This window comes from Arthrobacter sp. NyZ413, assembly GCF_049390645.1.
Taxonomy (GTDB): domain Bacteria; phylum Actinomycetota; class Actinomycetes; order Actinomycetales; family Micrococcaceae; genus Arthrobacter.
Genome location: NZ_CP155434.1, coordinates 3,851,319 through 3,869,501 on the forward strand (window position 1 = coordinate 3,851,319; position 18,183 = coordinate 3,869,501).

Sequence of the window (18,183 nt, forward strand, 5' to 3'; positions counted from 1 at the left end):
GGATCGGTTCTGACCGGGCGGAGACCCGTTCGGCAACAAGGGAGTACGAGGGAAAAGGACGCACAATGAAGAAGTTCGTTATTCTCTACAACGCACCGCAATCGGCCGAATCGATGATGGACAACAATTCACCCGAGGCCGCTGCCGAAGGCATGAAGCTTTGGATGGACTGGGCCGCGAAGGCCGGTGACGCGCTTGTCGACCTCGGCACACCCTTGGGCGGCGGCAAGGTCGTCGGGAACTCCGGGGTCTCCGATGCCGAAACGGGCGTCGGCGGATACTCGGTCCTCCAAGCCGAAGACATGGACGGCGCGTTGAAGCTCCTCGAGGGCCACCCGCACTTCCTCATGTCGCCTGAAGCAACTATCCACGTCTACGAAGCCTTCGATATCCCCGGCATGTAGCGGCGTCGAACACGGGTCCGGGCGGCGTGAAGCAACTCGGCAAAGCCGAAGGGATGCGGCACGCAACCCGGGCCCACGATCGCCGCAAACCGCCGTACCATATCCCCATGGCACCCTTCACAGTCACTCGCAACGCTCTGATCCCGGCCGCCCCTTCGGACATCTTCCCGCTCGTCAACGACTTCCACGAGTGGACCAAATGGTCGCCTTGGGAGGCGGTCGACCCCACGATGAACCGGAGCTACTCAGGCAACCAGTCCGGCGTCGGGGCTAAGTACGCGTGGAACGGAAACAACAAAGCCGGTAGCGGCAGCATGGAAATCGTTGGCTCGGACCATCCCGGCAAGATCAACATCCGCCTTGAATTCACCAAACCGATGAAGGCGGTCAACCCCACCGAATTCACGTTCGTCCCCGAAGGCGCGGGAACGCGCGTCACGTGGACCATGACAGGCGAGAACAAAGGCGTCGGCAAGCTCTTCGCGCTCTTCATGAACATGGACAAGATGGTGGGCGGCGACTTCGAAAAGGGTTTGAACTCACTCTCCGCCGCCGCCACCCAAAAGGGCTCCTAGCCCCGGCGGCGCAGGCCATGGCAATATTCGTCGATCCACCGCTGTGGCCCGCGCACGGGACAGTGTTCTCGCATCTGGTCTCGGATACGTCGCTTGATGAACTGCACGCCTTTGCCAGGTCGGCAGGGGTTCCTGAGCGCGCATTCGACGGCGACCATTACGACGTACCGGAACACCGCTACCAGGATCTGGTAGCGGCGGGGGCCTTACCCGTGGAAGCCCGGGTTTTGGTCCGGAAGTTGATTGCGAGCGGCCTGCGGATTCCCGCACGTGCGCGCAGCAAGGCCCTTACGGTACCGCTTCTGGAGCGTTGGAATTCGACGCTCCCGGGACAGGAGGAACTCGGGCTGGAATTGCTTGAACGGTGGGGCGAAGAACACCGGAAGTATCACAGCAGGACGCATTTGCTGGCGGTCCTCGAGGCGTTGGACAGCCTCACTCGTCCCGCGCCGCCTGCCCGTTCCGTCGTCCTGGCCGCGTGGTTCCATGATGCCGTCTATGAGGGGATTGCCGGCCAGGATGAAGAGGCGTCCGCGAGGTTGGCCGAGGATCGGCTCGTCCTTGCCGGGCTTCCGGCGCCGGTGATTGATGAAGTGGCACGGCTGGTCAGGCTGACGGCCACGCACCGGCCCGGGCCGGGCGACCACGCGGGCGCCCTCTTGTGCGACGCGGACCTTTCCGTGCTCGGCACCGATTCCGTGTCCTACGCGAGGTACCTCGCCGCTGTCCGTGAAGACTACGCCCACGTCAGCGACGCCGACTTCGCGGCCGGCCGGGCCGCCGTCGTACACCAATTGCTCTCCTTGGATCCGCTCTTCCATAGCGACAGGGCCCAAACCATGTGGCTGGAAGCCGCGCGCCGGAACCTGGCGGCCGAGTTGACATGACCACGGCGGGCACGGTCTACCGGCAGCTTCCCTTCAGCGTCAGGTTCGAGTGGGGGCTCGACGGCGCCCGGGCGATCACGTCCGGCGCGGACCTCGCTGTGGTGGTCGATGTCTTCTCCTTCACAACCTGCGTGAGCGTCGCGGTTGATCGCGGCGCAGTGGTGCTCCCCTATCAGTGGAAGGACGCGGGCGCGGAAAACTTCGCGATCCGGCATGGCGCCCGGCTCGCCCGGCCACGCGGAACAGGCGGGTTGAGCCTTTCGCCGTCGAGCCTACGGGCCGCGGCCACCTTGACCCGTGTGGTCCTGCCCTCACCGAACGGCTCCGAGATTGCGGCCGAGCTCGCCCAGGATGTGCCACTCGTTGCCGCGGTTTCGCTCCGAAACGCGGCGGCCACTGTTGACTGGGTCCTCGCTGCGCTGCCCCCGGATGCGGTGATCGCGATAGTTGCGGCCGGCGAGAAATGGCTGGACGGCTCGTTACGGCCCGCTGTGGAGGACCAGATTGGCGCTGGAGCGTTCATTGCCGGCCTTTCGGCGGCCGGGAGGGATATTTTCTCGCCCGAAGCACTCATGGCGGCAGCAGCTTTCAATGCCGCCGAACCCCACCTTGCGGAGTTGTTGCGCGAGTGTTCAAGTGGCCGGGAGTTGATCAGCGCCGGTTACGCCGAGGACGTCGAGATCGCCGCGGACCTCGACGCCGGCTCCGCTGTCGCCCTGTTGCGGGACGGTGCGTTCCGGGAACCGTAGCGCAGCCTAGTATTGGAGATGTGACCTCCTACCTCCTGGCTGCCGATGCCGCTACCCCCGCTGTCACTGCCCCGCTCCCCCACGCCCGTCCCGCCGTCGAGCACGTCCTCGCAGTCCGCGGGCGCGGCGGCTACCGGCAATACCGGATCCCGGCGCTGACCGTCACCACCGCGGGAACCGTCCTCGCCGCCTATGACGGCCGCCCGAACCTGGACGACCTTCCCAACACAATCGACCTCCTGCTCCGTCGCAGCACCAACTGCGGGCACACATGGGAAGAACAGCGCGTAGTGCGCACCGGAACCGGGCTCGACGGGTACGGTGATCCCAGCCTCCTCGTGGATGCCGCGACCGGACGGATTTTCATGTTCCACGCGGCGGGGACGCATGCCGGCTTCTTCGAAGCGGTCCCGGGGCTGGGGCCGGAAGACGACGTGCAGCATTGCGATCTCAGCTTTTCCGACGACGACGGCGTCACCTGGCGGCACCGTCGGCTCACCGGTCAGCTCAAACGGGGTCCGGAAAGCGGCATCACCGGGATTTTCGCGGCCGCGGGCCAAGGCATCCAGATCCATACCGGTCCGTTCACAGGCCGGTTGGTGCAACAGTTCGTGGTTCTCGTGGACGGGGAAATCAAGGCGGCCTCGGCCTTCAGCGATGACCACGGCGAGACTTGGCGGCTCGGTTCGTTGATCGGCAAAGGCCCGGATGGCGTCGGGCCGAACGAAAACAAGGTGGCCTGCCTTCAGGACGGGCGCCTCCTGCTGCACTCACGCGCCACGCCCCGACGCCTCGCCGCGTTATCAGCGGACGGAGGAGCGACGTGGAGTCCGTTGGAACGTGTGGAAGACCTTCCCGACCCGAGCGACAACGGATCGCTAACGCGGTTCGACGGGCTTCCGAACGTGACATCGTTCACGAGCAGCGTTACCGGAGGATGGCTGCTCGCAAGCAACAATCACGACACTTCCCTGCGCCGCAACACGGTCCTCAGCCTGTCCACAGACAACGGAGCAACCTGGCCAGCCAAGCTCGCCTTGTGCGAAGGAAGCTCGGCTTACTCGACGGTTGCACGCCTTCCCGACGGCAACATCGGGGTGCTCTATGAACGGCAGGGCTACCGCGAGATCGTCTTCGCCTCCGTGCCGACCGAGCGACTGACTGGGCAACTGAAGGAGCAACCGACAGTACAGCCTCAAGCCCCGCGCAACTCCGCCGCCATCGCCGGCACCAACACGGACCCCCTCGAGTTTCACATGGAATTGCGCTCCATCACGCCGGGCCGGCCGTCCGAATGGCGGAACGCCGGCGACTTCCATATCCTTTCTCCGGATAACGACGGCGATTGGGATGTCCAAACCTGGAAGGAAGTCGGCCAAGGCTACTCCGCCGAGCACGTACAAGTCCTCGGCACCCGCGAGGCCCAGGACCTCAATTACGGTCCCGTCATTCCCGGACACAAGGCCGGGGACATCCTCGCCTTCACCGGTCGCGCCCGCAACGTAGGCACCTGGCCGATTGCCGCCGTCGTACTCCTTGGACCTCACGCCAACACGGACAGCTTTCCGCCGACGGACCTCGCGCCGGGCGCGGAAGCCCTCTACTTCACGCCGGCGTACACGTTGACGGAAGAGGACCTCGGCAAGGACGCGCTCGAACTCGCGTTCGTGGTGGATTACGACGGCGGCACGCGGACCGCCGAACGCCGGTTCCGTTTCGATTTGCGCACCGGCGCCGTGGATGCTTCCGCTTGAGAACGGCCGGTCCGGTCTAGAAAATCTGCCGGATGTTGGTCTTGGCGAGGTCGATCAGTTGGTCGCCGCGGCCGGAAAGGACCGTCCGGATCGCGTAGAGCGTAAAGCCCTTCACTTGCTCTGCGTTGATTGCCGGCGGAATGGACAATTCCTGGCGCGCCGTCCGGACGTCGATGAGCGCAGGTCCGTCAAAGGCGAACGCCTCTGCCAGTCCCTCCTTCAATCCCGAGGAATTGTCCACACGGACGCCTCGGATTCCCATGGATTCCGCGACCTTGGCGAAATCCGGGTTCTCCAATTCGGTTCCGAAATTGACGAATCCCGCCGCCTTCATTTCGAGCTCCACAAAATTCAGGGAGGAATTGTTGAAGACCACCACTTTGACGGGGAGCTTGTTCTGCACCAGCGTGATCAATTCGCCGAGAAGCATGGCCAATCCACCGTCGCCAGCGAGGGCGACCACCTGGCGCCCCGGGTACGCGGCCGCGGCACCGATGCCGTGCGACAACGCGTTCGCCATTGTTCCGTGGTTGAACGAGCCAAGAAGCCGACGCTGGCCATTCATGGTGAGATAGCGGGCGGCCCACACTGTGGGTGACCCGACGTCGCACGTGAAAACAGCGTCCGGAGCGGCCAATTCGTCCACGAGCCTGGCCACGAATTGCGGGTGGATCGGCTGGCCATCCTTCGACGGGGAAGCCAAATCATCGAGTTTCGCGCGCGACTTCGCGTAATGCTTGAGCGACGACGACAAATGCGAGCGCTTCGTCTTCCGCGCAATCAACGGCAACAGAGCAGCCGCGGTGTCCTTGATCGTCCCGACGAGCCCAAGGTCGATCCGGGCACGCCTGCCCAATTGCTCGCCCCGGATGTCCACCTGGATGATTTTCGCATTCTCCGGATAAAACTGTTGATACGGAAAATCAGTGCCCAGCATGAGCAAGGCGTCGCAACTCTCCATGGCCCGGTATCCGGAACTGAAACCCAAAAGGCCGGTCATGCCGACGTCGAACGGGTTTTCGTACTCCATGAATTCCTTGCCGCGCATCGCGTGGACGATCGGCGCCCCCAGCGCCTCGGCGAGGGCCATGATCTCCGGATGCGCCCCCGCGGTGCCGGCGCCCGCCAGGATGGTGACCTTTTCGGCGTCGTTCAGCATTCCGGCTGCTTCAGCGAGTTCACGGGGATTGGGGCGGATCTCCGGCCTGGCGGCCCGGATCACCGCGGTGCGGTTGTTCTCCGCCTCTGCGAGGGCAACATCACCCGGAATGACGACGACGGCGACGCCCCGCTTTTCGACGGCGGTCCGAATGGCAATTTCCAAGACCCTCGGCATCTGGGAAGGATGCGCCACGTGCTCCACATAAACGCTGCATTCCCGGAACAGTTCCTGGGGGTGGGTTTCCTGGAAGTACTGGCTGCCGATTTCCGCGCTGGGGATATGGGCGGCGATGGCCAGGACCGGAACCCTGGACTTGTTGGCATCGTAGAGCCCGTTGATGAGGTGTAGGTTTCCAGGGCCACACGATCCCGCGCAAACGGCCAGCTCATCGGTGAGGCCTGCCTCGGCCGCCGCCGCCAAAGCCGCGGCTTCCTCGTGCCGGACTTGGACCCATCGGATGCTTTGGTCCTCCCTCAGCGCATCCGTGAATCCGTTCAGGGAGTCCCCGGGTATCCCGTAGACGCGTTGGACGTTATTGGCTTTGAGCGTGGCGACGATGTTCTTGGCGACGGTATTCCTGGCGGCGGACATGAACTGATCCTTTCGAGGGGAGGCAGTGCAGACAGGGCCTACGCTACTCCGGTCCTGCCGCCCGGCGCCCACTGGCCGCCCGGGCCAACCGCCGGCCGCCTAGCGGTATGTGCTCACGAACGGACGGTTGCTGGGCACAATCTGCTTGCCCAGCGGCATGAGCGATACCGGGATCAGCTTGAGGTTCGCGATCGCCAGCGGAATTCCGACAATCGTGACCGCCATGGCAAGGGCCGTGACCACATGGCCCACCGCGATCCAGATACCGGCAACCACCAGCCAAATGACATTGCCGACGAGCGGGAAGATGCCCGCGCCACCGGGCTTCTCGATGATGGTGCGACCGAACGGCCACAGCGTGTAGGAGGCGATCCGGAACGACGCGATGCCCCACGGAATGGTGACGATCAGCAAGCAGCACACAATGCCGGCCATGAAATAGCCCAAGGCCAGGACGAAGCCACCGAAGACTAGCCAGATGATGTTGAGCAGCGTTTTCATGTCTTCAATTCTGCCCTGCAAGGCCCCGCCAAGGTCTAGGGGTTCGCCCTGAGCGGCCCCTGATATTGCCGGCCCACGCCGGAACCTACTTGCAGTTGGTGCTCAGCCAGGCAGTGATGGGCGCCATCGCTTTTTCGAACTTTCCGCTCGAATAAACCGTTTGGTCGCTCAAACCGGCAATCGCAGTGTCTTTGAATGCCGTGAAGTCAGCCTTCAGGGAATCGGGGACCTTGTCTGCCGTGGCAGCGAGCTCGGCCTTGTCCTGCTCCAGCTCGCTGGTCTTGCCCTGCGCTGCGGACATCGGCAGGAGAGAAGCCCCGGTCGCTTCCTGGGAAATGGTGGAGCACATTTCCGCGGCCGTTGCGAAGCCGCCGAATGGTCCCGACGACGGGCTGGGGCTTGAGTCCGCCGATGCCGACGCGCTTGGGGCGGATGGCGACGGCGTGCTAGCCGACGCCGCGCCAGCCTGGCTGGAGCAGCCGGAAAGCGCCGCAAGGGCGAGGAGGGCAACTGTCAGGTTTCGGATATGGCCGCTAAGAGCAAAGGTTTTCACAGGTCGCATTCTGCTTGGTCGATTGCCACCGGGACCGTTCAGCGTCCGGAGGCTCTGGCATTCTGTCCCCGGCGTGGGAGTCTAGCCCGAATGGCAGCCGACCTTCCAAATTGACTTCCGGCGGTCCTTCGGCGTTGCCTATTCCTGAACCAGGATGCCGTCCAGTTTGGTGAAGGAGGTACCCCATCCTTCACGGGTCATTTCCACCCATTCCTCGGAGTCGAAGGGACCTTGGGTGATGTGGAGTCGGGTCCGTCCGCCCAAGTCCTCGAATTCGAGGCGCATTTCAAGCAAAAGGATGACGCCGTCGTCGGGTTCTGCTTTTTGGGTGGCGACCAACAGCGCGGGCGGATCGTAAGCCGTGATAACAGCGTCTATAGGCGATTCTTTTGTCACGCCGCCTTCGTCCCAGGTCATGGCGAGTTGCCACGCGCCACCAACGCGCGGGTCAACCACAATCCGGTCGCGCGGCGAATCGACGCCAACCGGGCCGAACCAGGCGGCAAGGTGATCGGGGTCCGTGAAAGCCTTGAAGACGAGCTCGCGAGGGGCGTCGAAGTCCCGGGTCATGCTGAGGATGTGCTGGTCGGTATTCATTGCTTGGCTCCTGGATCTTCTGGTGGCTTCGCCCTCCGAGAGCATATGCGCCGCCCGACGACGGCTGTCAAGGGTTCTTGAGTCAGGCTTTTGCGGCCCGGACGAAGGACCGGACGAGGTTGAGGTCCTTCACACCGCGGGACGACTCCACGCCGCTGGAGACATCGACACCCCAGGCTTGGGCTTCGGCCGTAGCCGTTCCGACGTTCGACGGGGTCAATCCGCCCGCGAGCAACCAGCGGCGCACGCCAAGTCCAAGGTTCCGGACCGAGGAATAGTCCCACGACTCCCCGGAGCCGGGCACGGCTGCGTCGATGAGGAGCAAGTCCTCACCCCAGTCCTCGAACTCTTCGGGCGCCGAACCCATGGTGACCGCCCTGATCAGCCGCATGCCGGCGTCGTGCACGGTTTTCACGTCCCCACGTGTCCGGCGGCCGTGAAGTTGAATCCACTCGAGGCCGGCGCCGCGGGCGGTGGCGATCGCGTCGACGGCAGGTTCGTGACGGAAGACCCCGACGGCGGAAACGCCTTCCGGGACGCCCTGAAGCAGGTGCGTGGCTTGCTCGGCGGACACCTCGCGCGGGCTCTTGGTCAGCACGAAACCCACGGCGTCGGCGCCGGACTCGACGGCAGCCTGCACGGATTCGGGCGTGCTCAAGCCACACACTTTGACGAACATTCCGTGCCTCCAATTTTCGACCTCTTATGACGTTAGCAAGGCCCCCGGGGATTGTTGAACCGGGCCAAGTTTGCGCCGTTGTTACGTGGCCGCTTCGCGGACCGGCGGTGGGCTCGGGCTAGGCTTGAGCGCATGGAGATCATCCGCTTTGCCGAGATCAGACCTGAACCGTGGCGCAACGGCGGCGGTGTGACGCGCGAGCTTGCCAGCCACCCGAAAGCTGCCTCGTCCCAGGATGGCGCGTGGGATTGGCGTGTCAGCATCGCGGATGTGGCCAAGGCCGGCGATTTCTCGACATTTCCGGGGATGGAGCGCGTCCTGACGGTGATCGATGGCGAGTTGCTGCTGCTCACGGTGGACGGCGAAGAGCACCCGCTTGAAAAGTACCGTCCGTTCCGGTTTTCGGGTGAGGCCGACTCTGCAAGCACCCTCCCGACCGGGGACATCCGGGATCTCAACGTGATCGCCCGCGCTGGAGCATTCAAGGGGTACACGTCCATCGTCGAACTCTCCAAGAAGCGCGCGCACCCGGTCTTCGAGGGACAGTTGGCGGTCCTCTTGGAAGGCAAGGCATCGGTTGTTCCTGGCGCCGCGGCTGAAGAAGAGCCTTCTGATCCGGCTGCTTCGGCTGATTCTGCTGCCTCGACGACGCCCGAGGTACCTGTCGAACTCGAGCGGTATGACGCCGTCGTAGGTTCCGATGCCCGCAGCCCCGAAATCCTCGGCCGCGGGTTCCTGGCCGTCATCTCCATCGACCGCGTGGAGCATGCGCATTCTTAAGTCCGCTCACTGAGCATGTCCATTGGTGAGTTTCGGCACCAAGCTGGCCTCCCGGCGTCGGGCTTGCTAACCTCGAAACAAGGCCTGAAACGGGCCTCCGGACGACGGATCAGTACCCGGCACGCGACAAGACTGGCCAAAGGATCTTGTCATGTCGTGGTTAGTCCTCCTCTTTTCCGGCGCGCTTGAGGCCGTGTGGGCCGCAGCGCTTCACCGCTCCAAAGGCTTCCGCAAGCCGATTCCCTCAGTCGTATTTGTCCTCAGTTTGCTCGCGAGCACCGGAGGATTGGCCTTCGCGATGCAATCGATCCCCACAGGCACCGCATACGCGGTGTGGGTCGGCGTCGGGGTGGTACTGACGGCTGCTTACGCAATGGTCACCAAGGTTGAGCGCCCGACGTCGGCCCGTCTCCTCCTCCTCGCCGGGATCGGTGCGTGCGTGGTCGGCTTGAAAGTGGTGGCTTAGCGATGGCAGCCAAGTTTGCATGGGTCATTTTGTTGGCGTCGGCTGTACTTGAGGCCGTGTGGGCCACCGCCCTTGGCCTGTCCGCCGGGTTCAGCCAGCTCATCCCCACCATAGTCTTCGCCGTCGCCGCGAGCCTGAGCATGGTCGGCCTCGGAATGGCAGTGAAGCGCATCCCGCTCGGCACGGCCTACGCCGTCTGGGTGGGGATCGGAGCAGCCCTGACGGTGGGCTGGGCAATGGCCACCGGCGTCGAACCTGCCAGTCCCCTCAAGCTGCTGTTCATTGCCGGGATCGTCGGCTGTGCGGCGGGTTTGAAGGCGCTTCCGGCGCAGGCGCGGGATGAAGTGGCCGAACCGGCTGAGCACTAGCGGAGCCCGGCCAGACAAACGCACGGAATACTCGCCAGCCCCACACAGTTGCCAGCAAGTAACCACCACTTGGCGAAGGAGAAATCCGTGATCCCGGAAACCAGTACAGTCCAGCTCGGCGACAACTTCAAAGTGAGCCCCTTGGGTTTTGGCGGGATGGCGTTGACCGCCGTCTATGGCGAGGCGGATCCCGCGGAGTCCCTGAAGACGCTCCATCACGCCGTCGACGCGGGCGTCAGTTTCATTGACACCGCGGACGTCTACGGCGCTGGCGGGAACGAAGAGCTGGTCGCGAAGCTCCTGAAGGAACGCCGCGACGAGGTTCAGCTGGCCACCAAGTTCGGAATCGTTGGTAATCCACGCGATGGCTACACGGATGTCCGGGGCGACGCCGCGTATGTTGCCCAGGCGGCGGAAGCGAGCCTCCGCCGCCTGGGCACCGACGTCATCGACCTCTATTACATGCACCGCCGTGACCTCCGCGTTCCGATTGTGGAAACCGTGGAGGCCATGGCGGAGCTTGTCCGTGCCGGGAAGGTCCGGCATCTCGGGTTGTCCGAGGTGACAGCCCGAGAGTTGAGGGAAGCCAACGCGGTCCACCCGATCTCCGCCGTGCAGAGCGAGTGGTCCATTTGGAGCCGGGACGTTGAGCGCAACGTCGTCCCTGCCGCGGCTGAACTCGGCGTTGGCTTCGTGCCATACTCGCCGCTGGGCCGCGGGTTCCTGACCGGCACCGTCAGCGCCGAGCAACTCGGCGATCATGACTTCCGGCACCGGATTCCCCGATTCGCCGACGGAGCCCTCGACGCGAACCAGGCAGTTGTTGCCGCGGTACGCTCCGTCGCCGTGGAGCTTTCCGGAAGCACTGGCCAGACTGCAACTCCTGCCCAGGTGGCCTTGGCGTGGCTGTTCGCCCAGGGACGCCGGCTCCAGCTCAGCGTCGTCCCGATTCCCGGCACCCGCAAAGCGCACCGGATCGACGAGAACCTGGGCGCGTTGTCGCTCGAGTTGAGTGCCGCCCAACTGGGCGTGCTCGACGGCGCTGCGGACGCCGTCGTCGGCTCACGGTCCGCGGACCCCACCTGGGTTTCGGAGGGGCGCGAGTAGCCGCAGTGCCGCCTGCGGCTTCCGTAGAGTGGACCAATGGACTCACTCATTCATTCACTGCGCGACGTCACCATCCGGCGCATCTCGGTCAGCGAGATGAACAACAACGTGTATCTGCTGACCGCGAAAGCAAGTGGCGCACAGCTCTTGATCGATGCGGCTGACGACCTTCCAGCCATCCAGGCGATGCTGGCAGAGTCGGTCTCGGATGCCTCGACGACCCCAAAGCTAGCCTTGATCGCCACTACCCACCAGCATTGGGACCACGTGCGCGCGCTTCCCGGATTGGTCGAAGCGACGAGGGTGAAGACCGCCGCCGGTGTGGACGACGCCGAGGCGCTGCCCGTTCCCGTCGATGTCCCTTTGAGTCATGGCGATGTGGGAACGTTTGACGGTTTCGACATCACAGCAGTTCACCTGCGCGGGCACACACCGGGGTCAATCGCATACGTGTACCAAGACCCGGAAGGCCCCGCGCACATCTTCAGCGGTGACTCGCTGTTTCCCGGAGGCGTCGGCAACACCCAAGGCGATCCCGCGCGTTTCACCTCGTTGTTGAACGACGTGACCGAGCGACTATTCAATGTCTACCCGGACGAGACCGTAGTACACCCCGGCCACGGCGATCCGACAACCCTCGGCGCAGAGCGGCCACACCTTGCGGAATGGCGCGAACGCGGCTGGTGATTGCGTACCCGCTGTACGGAGCATGCTCATTCTTTGACGCTACGAATGGACATGCTCCGTAAAGGCGCTGGGTTCACCACCGAGCATGTTCCTCGCGCAAGCCAAGGAGTGGACATATACGGAATATGTCCACTCCACACGGCCTACGCTGAGCATGCTCCTTGGGGTCGGTGAACAAGGCGCATGCTCACCGAAGCGAGCGCTATCGCCCTCCGGAATCCCTGAACTCCGGAATCCGTGAACTCCGGAATCCCCTAGCGACCCCGGCGTTCGTTCGACGCCGGAGCCGACGCACGTCGTGAACCGCTGCGCGCCGGACGACCAGAGCCTGAGCCGAACGAACCACCGGAAGTGCCACCTGTGTTGGAGGACCACACGGCTTTGTTTCCACCGCGGGTCGAGGTCACGGAATCCGTTCGGGGTGCCGACGTCGAGCGGTTGCCGGCGGAAGCCCGCTGGCCCGTGGCCGGACGTCCGCTGCGGCCGCCTTGCCCCTGCGCCGCTTGCCCACGGCCACCCTGGCCGCGCGAGCCGGGAACGTCGTTCCGGTGCGCGGAACCCGAGGCGCCGCGACCACGCGAGTTGCGGGCGACGTCGTCGTTCGCTGCGGCGCGGCGTTCGGCCCGGTTGATGTCGGTCCGGACCGGCTCGGCCGAAACCTTGCCCCGCCCGCCGCGACCACCACGGCCACCCGCGGTCGGCGACGCCTGGCCTGAACGACGTGCCCGCTTGCGCTGCGCGTTGGCGCCCGTCGACGTGCCGCCGCCCTGCTGCGGAGCCTTCGCCGCAAGCAGCGCTGCCCGGGTGCGGGGGTCGACCTTGTCGGCAACTTCGCCCACCAATTCGGCAACGAGCGGCGAATTCGCGGTGACGCGCTCGAACGTGACGTCGACGCCGGCGGCCTTCATGAGCTTCTTGACGTCGGACTGCTGGTCCGGAAGCGTCAACGTGACCACGGTGCCGTCGGACCCTGCCCGCGCAGTACGGCCCGAGCGGTGCAGGTACGCCTTGTGCTCCGTGGGCGGGTCGACGTGGATGACGAGTTCGACGTCGTCCACGTGCACACCGCGGGCGGCGACGTCGGTAGCCACCAGGACGCGCACCTCACCGCTGGAGAACTCGGCAAGGTTGCGGTCTCGGGCGTTCTGCGACAGGTTGCCGTGCAGGTCGACGGCGGGGATCCCGCAATCCGTCAGGGTTTTGGCCAGCTTGCGGGCGTGGTGCTTGGTCCTCATGAAGAGGACGCGGCGACCCGCACCGGAAGCCAATTCGACGATCAATTGCTTCTTGACCGTTTGGTCGTTGACCACCAGGACGTGGTGTTCCATGGTGGTGACAGCGGCCTGGGGGTCGTCCACGGAGTGGGTCAGCGGGTTGGAGAGGTAACGGTTGACCAGCTTGTCAACACCGTTGTCCAACGTCGCAGAGAAGAGCAGTCGCTGGCCCTTCGCGGGGGTCATGTCCATGAGCTTCTTGACGACGGGCAGGAACCCGAGATCAGCCATGTGGTCGGCCTCGTCCAGGACCGTCACCTCAACGGCTTCGAGGGTCAGGATGCGCTGGCGGATGAGGTCTTCGAGGCGCCCCGGGCAAGCGATGACAATATCGACGCCGGCACGCAGAGCCTTTTCCTGCCGTGCCTGGGAGATGCCGCCGTAGATGACGGTGGTGTTCAAGCCCATGGCCTTGGCGAGCGGCTCAACCGTGGCGTTGATCTGCGTTGCGAGTTCCCTGGTGGGAGCGAGGACCAGGCCCATCGGACGGCCGGGCTTGCGGAAGTACTCGGCCTCGCGTTCGGCGAGGCGCGCGACCAAGGGGATCGCGAAGGCGATGGTCTTGCCCGAGCCCGTGCGGCCGCGGCCCAGGACGTCGCGGCCCGCGAGCGTATCCGGCAGGGTCTTGACCTGGATAGGGAAGGCTTCTTCGATGCCGGAAGCGGCAAGGGATTCGACAATGGCTTTGGGCGTGCCAAGGGCAGCAAAAGTAGTCATGTACTTCAAGGGTCTTTCTGGCGGTGTCCAGTGGACATCGTCCCTCGACGCCGGTTGGGCCAAGGGTTTCGCCGAGGAAAAGTCAGTGATCGACCGGTTAGGCAGCGAGCCTTGGCCGGGACCATAAAAACGCGTTCATCGACGCAGGATGTGCCTCTCACATGAAAAAAGCCCACTTACCGAAAACAAAGCGGGCATCACTGCACATCAAGTAACTCGATTCTAGCATCTCCGGGCAGACCACCCGGACGGGCAGGCGGTGACCTGTCCCCCACATGTCAACTCCCACGTTGCTCGCCCCGGTTCGGCAAGGCACTCTGGAGGCATGACGCATCATCACGACGGCGACTCGCCTCTTTCGTACGGCACCCACCTTTCATACGGCTCTGCCCACGAGCACGGTGCCCACCACGCGACGGACCACACTGATACGGACGAAACCAGCGACCCCGCGCAGTTCTGGGATGGTGTGTATCAGGAAAAGGAGAAGAGGTGGAGCGGGAATCCCAACGCGCAACTGGTCGCGGAAGCCACCGAACTAGCCCCCGGCACGGCCCTCGACCTCGGCTGCGGTGAAGGCGCAGATGCCATTTGGCTCGCACAGCATGGCTGGACGGTGACCGCGGTGGATGTGTCCGCCGTCGCGCTTGAACGAGCCGCCGTGCACGGCACGGAGGCGGGAACTTCGAATATCTCGTGGCAACAGCGCGATCTTGCCTTGTGGCGCCCGGAGGAGCAGTTCGACCTCGTCTCGTCCCACTTCCTTCACTCGCCGATGTTCTCGTGGCGCGATGCCCTCTCTTCGGCCGCCGGTGCTGTCGCCGAACATGGGACGCTGTTGGTGGTCGGGCATCATCCGGCCGGGCTGGCTCCGTGGAGCGCCCACAAGGACATGCAGGACAAGTTCTTCACCCCGGAGGACGCCGTTGATGCGCTTACCGCTGGTCCGGGCAGATGGAGAATCAATGTTGCCGATTCGCGGGAGCGGCTGGTGACCGGCCCGGAAGGCCAGCAGGCCGCCGTCGTCGACAGCGTGCTGCGCGCCACGCGGACTTCAGCCGACTAACTCAGGCCCGAACGTCGTCGGCTTCGTCGGCGGGACGCGCACCGGCGATCCTGACGTCTTCGGTTCGCGTACGGACGGCGACCCGCGGTGCGACCAGTAGTCCGACGACGGCGATCCCCGCCGTCAGCGCGAAGACGCCCGCGAAGGAGGCTCCCGCCGTCGTGAGGGCGCTGAAGACGAGTCCCGTCAGGGCGAGCGAAAGCGCGCCTCCCAGGGAATCCGTGATGGACATGGCCGAACTGTTGAAGCCTTGGTCCTCGGGCCCCGAAAGTGCCAGCGTCATGACGCTGAGCCTCGGATACATCACTCCCATGCCGGCACCGGCGAACAGCCAGCCCAGGATCGCGACCCCGGCCGGCCATGAGAAAACGGTCGACACGAGAACCAGCACAATTGCGCCGAGCACTGAGAGGGCTCCGATCCGAACGGCTCCGGCGTGGCCGAGCCTGGACCCCAGTCTTCCCTGGACGGCCGAGGCTCCTGCCCACGCAAGCGCGGATCCCGTCAATGCGAGTCCGGCAAACGCGGGCGTGAAAGCGTAGTGGTCCGTGAGCAGGTACGGCACGTAGACTTCGGCGCCGAAGAACGATGCCGACGCAAACCCGCGCATCAGGATGACGCTCGGGAGGCCGCGGCGTGCGCGGAGAGTCCCTCGCGGAACCAAGGGGCGGACGGCCATCATAGCGAGGACAAGTGCGACAGCGGCAACCGCCCAACCGACGCCCGGCACCTGGCCGGAGAGGTTCAGTCCGAGGACCGCGAAGGCCGCGAGGGCGGCCCAAGCGAGGCGACCGAACGCCCAGGGAACATCGGCGTCGGACGAGGTTGCCGGCAGGGACCGCATCGCTGGCAGGATCATCGCCAAGGCCGGAATGACGAGGCCGACGACGCCGAGGAACACCCAATGCCAACTGAGGACCTGGGCTACGACACCCGCGGCGAAGGGGCCGATCATCGACGGAACCACCCAAGCCGCCGAAAACGCGGCGAAGACCTGCGCGTGGAGCCTGCCCGGATAAACGCGGGCGATGACCACGTAGAGCGCAACGGTCATGGCTCCCCCGCCGAGCCCCTGCACGAGCCGGCCGGAAACCAGGACGGGCATGGAAACCGCTGTGCCGGCGATGATCAGCCCCGCCGCGAACAGGGCGACGGAAGCATACAACGGTGCCGACGGACCACGGCGGTCCGCCCAGTTTCCGGCACCGACCATCCCGATCACGCCCGTAGCCAACGGCCCGGCGAAGGCAAGTGCGTAGAGACTGGCTCCGTTCAACTCGCGGCTGACCAGCGGCATGATCGTGGTGACCGCCATCGATTCGAAGGCTGCCAGGAAGACCAGCGCGCAGGAACCGACCGTCGCCAAGAGGTAGGGGCGGTGGAAGATGCCTGCTGATGGATCGTCGCTCGTCATCATCCCAGCCTAGAAGGCCAAACGAGTTTGGGTCAGTGGTTCGGGACGGGCTTTGCGGCTGGCGTACGTCCCGGGCCCAATAGCGCCCGTTCCAGCGACGCGCTGTTTTCCCGCAGCCACTCCTGCCGACGCAGGATTTTGTCGCCGACTCCTTCGGCCCACATGCGGGCCCAGCCGCCCCCGTCCTGCTCGGCGCGGGCCTTCATTCGTGCCCAACTCCGGCCCGCGGCGCCGACCGCGAAGGCCGGGAGACGTCGTCGTCGTTCGTCATCCAGTCCGTAGCTGTCCGCGAGCAACCTGAGTCGGCGGAACCGGTCGGTTGTTTCCCAGCCGGGCCACAAGTCGGCGTCGGACATCAGCGGGCACCAATGCATCGCCGTGTTCGCGAACTCCGCAAGCACCGTGGTTGGCCTGGCCAGGTCGAAATCAACGAGCCCGACAGCGAGCCCATTCCGAACCACCACGTTTTGCGGCGTGACGTCCATGTGTGAAACGAGCTCAGGAAGATCCGGATCCGGGGCAACAAGTGGCGCGGGAAAAGGGAACTCGGCAGCCCGGTAGCCCAGCGAGGCATCGGTCAGACGTCGCAACAGGCGTCCCAGAGAAGCGAGCAGCACCTCGGAACGTGCCCAGGACTCCGGGATTTGGGCTGCGCAGGTGCCATCGATGAAGGTCAGTACATCGCGCCCGTGCGAGTCACGGCCCAGGAACCGAGGCGCACCGTCAAATCCCTGGCTATCGAGATGGTCGAGGTAGGCGGCGACGGCGAAAGACCGTGGGTGGGCAGGCCGCCGGACCGTTGAGCCAATGCGGACCACGCCTTCAGTGACATCCCCGGGAGGAAGTTCAATCACGACGGCGTTGCTATCCTCCGCGTCGAAGTGGCGGCAATCGGGCCGGGTCACCATGGTTGCAATGCTAGCCGAGCCTCGGGTTGGTGGATGCGGTGGTTTAGCGGACGCAGCTTCCGGCGGGCACGGTTTCTGGCGGACCCGCGCGCGGGGGCTCGGTTTCTGGCGGGCCCGCGCGCGGGGGCGCGGTTTCTGGCGGGCCCGCCCTCGGGGGCGCGTGCGGCGCACGTCGACGACGGCGGCTGCGATCCCGTCGCTTGTTGCGGCGGGATGGACGGGATCGGGGAAACGGCTTTACGGACGTGGCAGCTTGGGGCCCGGCGCCTTCGGTTGTGGCTCGGGCTACGTAGGTCGACGACGTCGGCCGCGATCCCGGCGCTTGATTCCAGTTCCGTCGCTTGATGGTCCGGAATGGCGAACAAAAACCGCCGCGGGTCGTGTGTGGCTTATTTTGTCGGGGGCTTCTGTACCGGCGCCCTCGGGTGCGGTCCAGAACAGCTCAGGTCGACGACGGTGGTCGCTTATGCGGCGGAACGTAAATCATGAACCGGTTTTTCAAGCAAGAACCGTAGCGGGTCGTACGTGGCTTATTTTGTCGGGGGCTTCTGTACCGGCGCCCTCGGGTGCGGTCCAGAACAGCTCAGGTCGACGACGGTGGTCGCTTATGCGGCGGAACGTAAATCATGAACCGGTTTTTCAAGCAAGAACCGTAGCGGGTCGTACGTGGCTTATTTTGTCGGGAGTCCGCGAGCTTTGGTTATGGACGGGATTGGGTGAACGGACTTTGCCGACACGGCAGCTTCGAACGGACATGCCTTCGGATAACGGCCTGCGCGGCGCAGGTTGACGATGCCGGCCGCGATCCCGTCGCTTGATGGTCCGGAATGGCGAACAAGCGCCGCCGCCGGTCATGCAGGGCTTATTTTGTCGGTGCCTTCTGGAAGGCTTTGGTTATGGACGGGATCGGGGGATCGGTTTTGCGGACACGGCAGCTTGCGGAC

The 18,183-nt window shown here is 64.8% G+C and carries 19 protein-coding genes and 1 riboswitch; of the genes, 11 read left to right on the top strand and 8 right to left on the bottom strand.

Annotation, left to right across the window (positions count from 1 at the left end):
• Positions 1-65: 65 nt before the first annotated feature.
• The 5 genes from ABCW42_RS17970 (at position 66) to ABCW42_RS17990 (ending at position 4,369) form a co-directional block, all read left to right on the top strand.
• The gene (locus ABCW42_RS17970; RefSeq protein ID WP_423182464.1) at positions 66-404 is read left to right on the top strand and encodes a hypothetical protein; all 339 of its coding nucleotides are present in this window, start codon (positions 66-68) and stop codon (positions 402-404) included.
• A 107-nt stretch (positions 405-511) separates the two neighbouring features.
• Positions 512-979 (top strand): SRPBCC family protein, encoded by a 468-nt coding sequence (locus ABCW42_RS17975; RefSeq protein WP_423182465.1) that lies wholly within the window; start codon positions 512-514, stop codon positions 977-979.
• Positions 980-996: 17 nt separating this feature from the next.
• Positions 997-1,866 carry a DUF4031 domain-containing protein gene (locus ABCW42_RS17980; RefSeq protein WP_423182466.1) on the top strand — a complete coding sequence of 290 codons (870 nt, stop codon included), beginning with the start codon at positions 997-999 and terminating at the stop codon, positions 1,864-1,866.
• Positions 1,863-2,615, top strand: a complete 753-nt coding sequence (locus ABCW42_RS17985; protein ID WP_423182467.1) for a 2-phosphosulfolactate phosphatase — start codon at positions 1,863-1,865, stop codon at positions 2,613-2,615. The genes ABCW42_RS17980 and ABCW42_RS17985 overlap by 4 nt, the downstream gene beginning before the upstream one ends.
• A 20-nt stretch (positions 2,616-2,635) precedes the next feature.
• On the top strand, positions 2,636-4,369 hold the full coding sequence (locus tag ABCW42_RS17990) for a sialidase family protein (RefSeq protein WP_423182468.1): 1,734 nt from the start codon (positions 2,636-2,638) through the stop codon (positions 4,367-4,369).
• 16 nt (positions 4,370-4,385) lie between these two features.
• On the opposite strand, the gene poxB is transcribed toward ABCW42_RS17990, so the two are convergent.
• The 5 genes from poxB to ABCW42_RS18015 form a co-directional block, all read right to left on the bottom strand.
• Positions 4,386-6,122: a ubiquinone-dependent pyruvate dehydrogenase gene (gene poxB / locus ABCW42_RS17995; RefSeq protein ID WP_423182469.1), complete on the bottom strand. Its 1,737-nt coding sequence runs from the start codon at positions 6,120-6,122 to the stop codon at positions 4,386-4,388.
• Between the two features lie 99 nt (positions 6,123-6,221).
• Complete coding sequence (locus tag ABCW42_RS18000) at positions 6,222-6,623, bottom strand: YccF domain-containing protein (RefSeq protein ID WP_423182470.1); 402 nt, start codon at positions 6,621-6,623, stop codon at positions 6,222-6,224.
• Positions 6,624-6,708: 85 nt separating this feature from the next.
• The gene (locus ABCW42_RS18005) at positions 6,709-7,176 is read right to left on the bottom strand and encodes a hypothetical protein (protein ID WP_423182471.1); all 468 of its coding nucleotides are present in this window, start codon (positions 7,174-7,176) and stop codon (positions 6,709-6,711) included.
• A gap of 138 nt (positions 7,177-7,314) precedes the next feature.
• Positions 7,315-7,773, bottom strand: coding sequence for an SRPBCC family protein (locus ABCW42_RS18010; protein WP_423182472.1), 459 nt, complete (start codon positions 7,771-7,773; stop codon positions 7,315-7,317).
• A gap of 82 nt (positions 7,774-7,855) precedes the next feature.
• Positions 7,856-8,452 carry a phosphoribosylanthranilate isomerase gene (locus ABCW42_RS18015; protein WP_423182473.1) on the bottom strand — a complete coding sequence of 199 codons (597 nt, stop codon included), beginning with the start codon at positions 8,450-8,452 and terminating at the stop codon, positions 7,856-7,858.
• 132 nt (positions 8,453-8,584) lie between these two features.
• Here ABCW42_RS18015 and ABCW42_RS18020 point away from each other — a divergent pair, with 132 nt between their 5' ends.
• From ABCW42_RS18020 to ABCW42_RS18040, 5 genes are all read left to right on the top strand, one after another.
• The gene (locus ABCW42_RS18020; protein ID WP_423182474.1) at positions 8,585-9,232 is read left to right on the top strand and encodes a HutD family protein; all 648 of its coding nucleotides are present in this window, start codon (positions 8,585-8,587) and stop codon (positions 9,230-9,232) included.
• Positions 9,233-9,309: 77 nt separating this feature from the next.
• A riboswitch (guanidine-III (ykkC-III) riboswitch) is annotated at positions 9,310-9,373 on the top strand.
• A gap of 10 nt (positions 9,374-9,383) precedes the next feature.
• Positions 9,384-9,698 (top strand): DMT family transporter, encoded by a 315-nt coding sequence (locus ABCW42_RS18025; protein WP_423182475.1) that lies wholly within the window; start codon positions 9,384-9,386, stop codon positions 9,696-9,698.
• Positions 9,699-9,700: 2 nt separating this feature from the next.
• Positions 9,701-10,066: a DMT family transporter gene (locus ABCW42_RS18030; RefSeq protein WP_423182476.1), complete on the top strand. Its 366-nt coding sequence runs from the start codon at positions 9,701-9,703 to the stop codon at positions 10,064-10,066.
• A 156-nt stretch (positions 10,067-10,222) separates the two neighbouring features.
• A complete protein-coding gene (locus ABCW42_RS18035; RefSeq protein WP_423184941.1) occupies positions 10,223-11,173 on the top strand; it encodes an aldo/keto reductase in 951 nt (316 codons plus the stop codon).
• A gap of 36 nt (positions 11,174-11,209) precedes the next feature.
• Complete coding sequence (locus tag ABCW42_RS18040; RefSeq protein WP_423182477.1) at positions 11,210-11,860, top strand: MBL fold metallo-hydrolase; 651 nt, start codon at positions 11,210-11,212, stop codon at positions 11,858-11,860.
• Positions 11,861-12,114: 254 nt separating this feature from the next.
• On the opposite strand, the gene ABCW42_RS18045 is transcribed toward ABCW42_RS18040, so the two are convergent.
• Positions 12,115-13,851, bottom strand: a complete 1,737-nt coding sequence (locus ABCW42_RS18045) for a DEAD/DEAH box helicase (protein WP_423182478.1) — start codon at positions 13,849-13,851, stop codon at positions 12,115-12,117.
• 325 nt (positions 13,852-14,176) lie between these two features.
• On the opposite strand from ABCW42_RS18045, the gene ABCW42_RS18050 reads away from it, so the two are divergent.
• Positions 14,177-14,917: a class I SAM-dependent methyltransferase gene (locus tag ABCW42_RS18050; RefSeq protein WP_423182479.1), complete on the top strand. Its 741-nt coding sequence runs from the start codon at positions 14,177-14,179 to the stop codon at positions 14,915-14,917.
• Between the two features lies 1 nt (position 14,918).
• Here ABCW42_RS18050 and ABCW42_RS18055 read toward each other — a convergent pair whose 3' ends face one another.
• Together ABCW42_RS18055 and ABCW42_RS18060 are read right to left on the bottom strand one after the other, a co-directional pair.
• Positions 14,919-16,331 carry an MFS transporter gene (locus ABCW42_RS18055; RefSeq protein WP_423182480.1) on the bottom strand — a complete coding sequence of 471 codons (1,413 nt, stop codon included), beginning with the start codon at positions 16,329-16,331 and terminating at the stop codon, positions 14,919-14,921.
• A gap of 32 nt (positions 16,332-16,363) precedes the next feature.
• Complete coding sequence (locus ABCW42_RS18060) at positions 16,364-17,239, bottom strand: phosphotransferase (protein ID WP_423182481.1); 876 nt, start codon at positions 17,237-17,239, stop codon at positions 16,364-16,366.
• Positions 17,240-18,183: the final 944 nt, after the last annotated feature.

Coding starts and splice junctions, on each gene's coding strand:
- ABCW42_RS17970 (WP_423182464.1), top strand. CDS start 66: ATGAAGAAGTTCGTTATTCTCTACAACGCACCGCAATCGGCCGAATCG.
- ABCW42_RS17975 (WP_423182465.1), top strand. CDS start 512: ATGGCACCCTTCACAGTCACTCGCAACGCTCTGATCCCGGCCGCCCCT.
- ABCW42_RS17980 (WP_423182466.1), top strand. CDS start 997: ATGGCAATATTCGTCGATCCACCGCTGTGGCCCGCGCACGGGACAGTG.
- ABCW42_RS17985 (WP_423182467.1), top strand. CDS start 1,863: ATGACCACGGCGGGCACGGTCTACCGGCAGCTTCCCTTCAGCGTCAGG.
- poxB (WP_423182469.1), bottom strand. CDS start 6,122: ATGTCCGCCGCCAGGAATACCGTCGCCAAGAACATCGTCGCCACGCTC.
- ABCW42_RS18000 (WP_423182470.1), bottom strand. CDS start 6,623: ATGAAAACGCTGCTCAACATCATCTGGCTAGTCTTCGGTGGCTTCGTC.
- ABCW42_RS18010 (WP_423182472.1), bottom strand. CDS start 7,773: ATGAATACCGACCAGCACATCCTCAGCATGACCCGGGACTTCGACGCC.
- ABCW42_RS18015 (WP_423182473.1), bottom strand. CDS start 8,452: ATGTTCGTCAAAGTGTGTGGCTTGAGCACGCCCGAATCCGTGCAGGCT.
- ABCW42_RS18020 (WP_423182474.1), top strand. CDS start 8,585: ATGGAGATCATCCGCTTTGCCGAGATCAGACCTGAACCGTGGCGCAAC.
- ABCW42_RS18025 (WP_423182475.1), top strand. CDS start 9,384: ATGTCGTGGTTAGTCCTCCTCTTTTCCGGCGCGCTTGAGGCCGTGTGG.
- ABCW42_RS18030 (WP_423182476.1), top strand. CDS start 9,701: ATGGCAGCCAAGTTTGCATGGGTCATTTTGTTGGCGTCGGCTGTACTT.
- ABCW42_RS18035 (WP_423184941.1), top strand. CDS start 10,223: ATGGCGTTGACCGCCGTCTATGGCGAGGCGGATCCCGCGGAGTCCCTG.
- ABCW42_RS18040 (WP_423182477.1), top strand. CDS start 11,210: ATGGACTCACTCATTCATTCACTGCGCGACGTCACCATCCGGCGCATC.
- ABCW42_RS18045 (WP_423182478.1), bottom strand. CDS start 13,851: ATGACTACTTTTGCTGCCCTTGGCACGCCCAAAGCCATTGTCGAATCC.
- ABCW42_RS18050 (WP_423182479.1), top strand. CDS start 14,177: ATGACGCATCATCACGACGGCGACTCGCCTCTTTCGTACGGCACCCAC.
- ABCW42_RS18055 (WP_423182480.1), bottom strand. CDS start 16,331: ATGACGAGCGACGATCCATCAGCAGGCATCTTCCACCGCCCCTACCTC.
- ABCW42_RS18060 (WP_423182481.1), bottom strand. CDS start 17,239: ATGGTGACCCGGCCCGATTGCCGCCACTTCGACGCGGAGGATAGCAAC.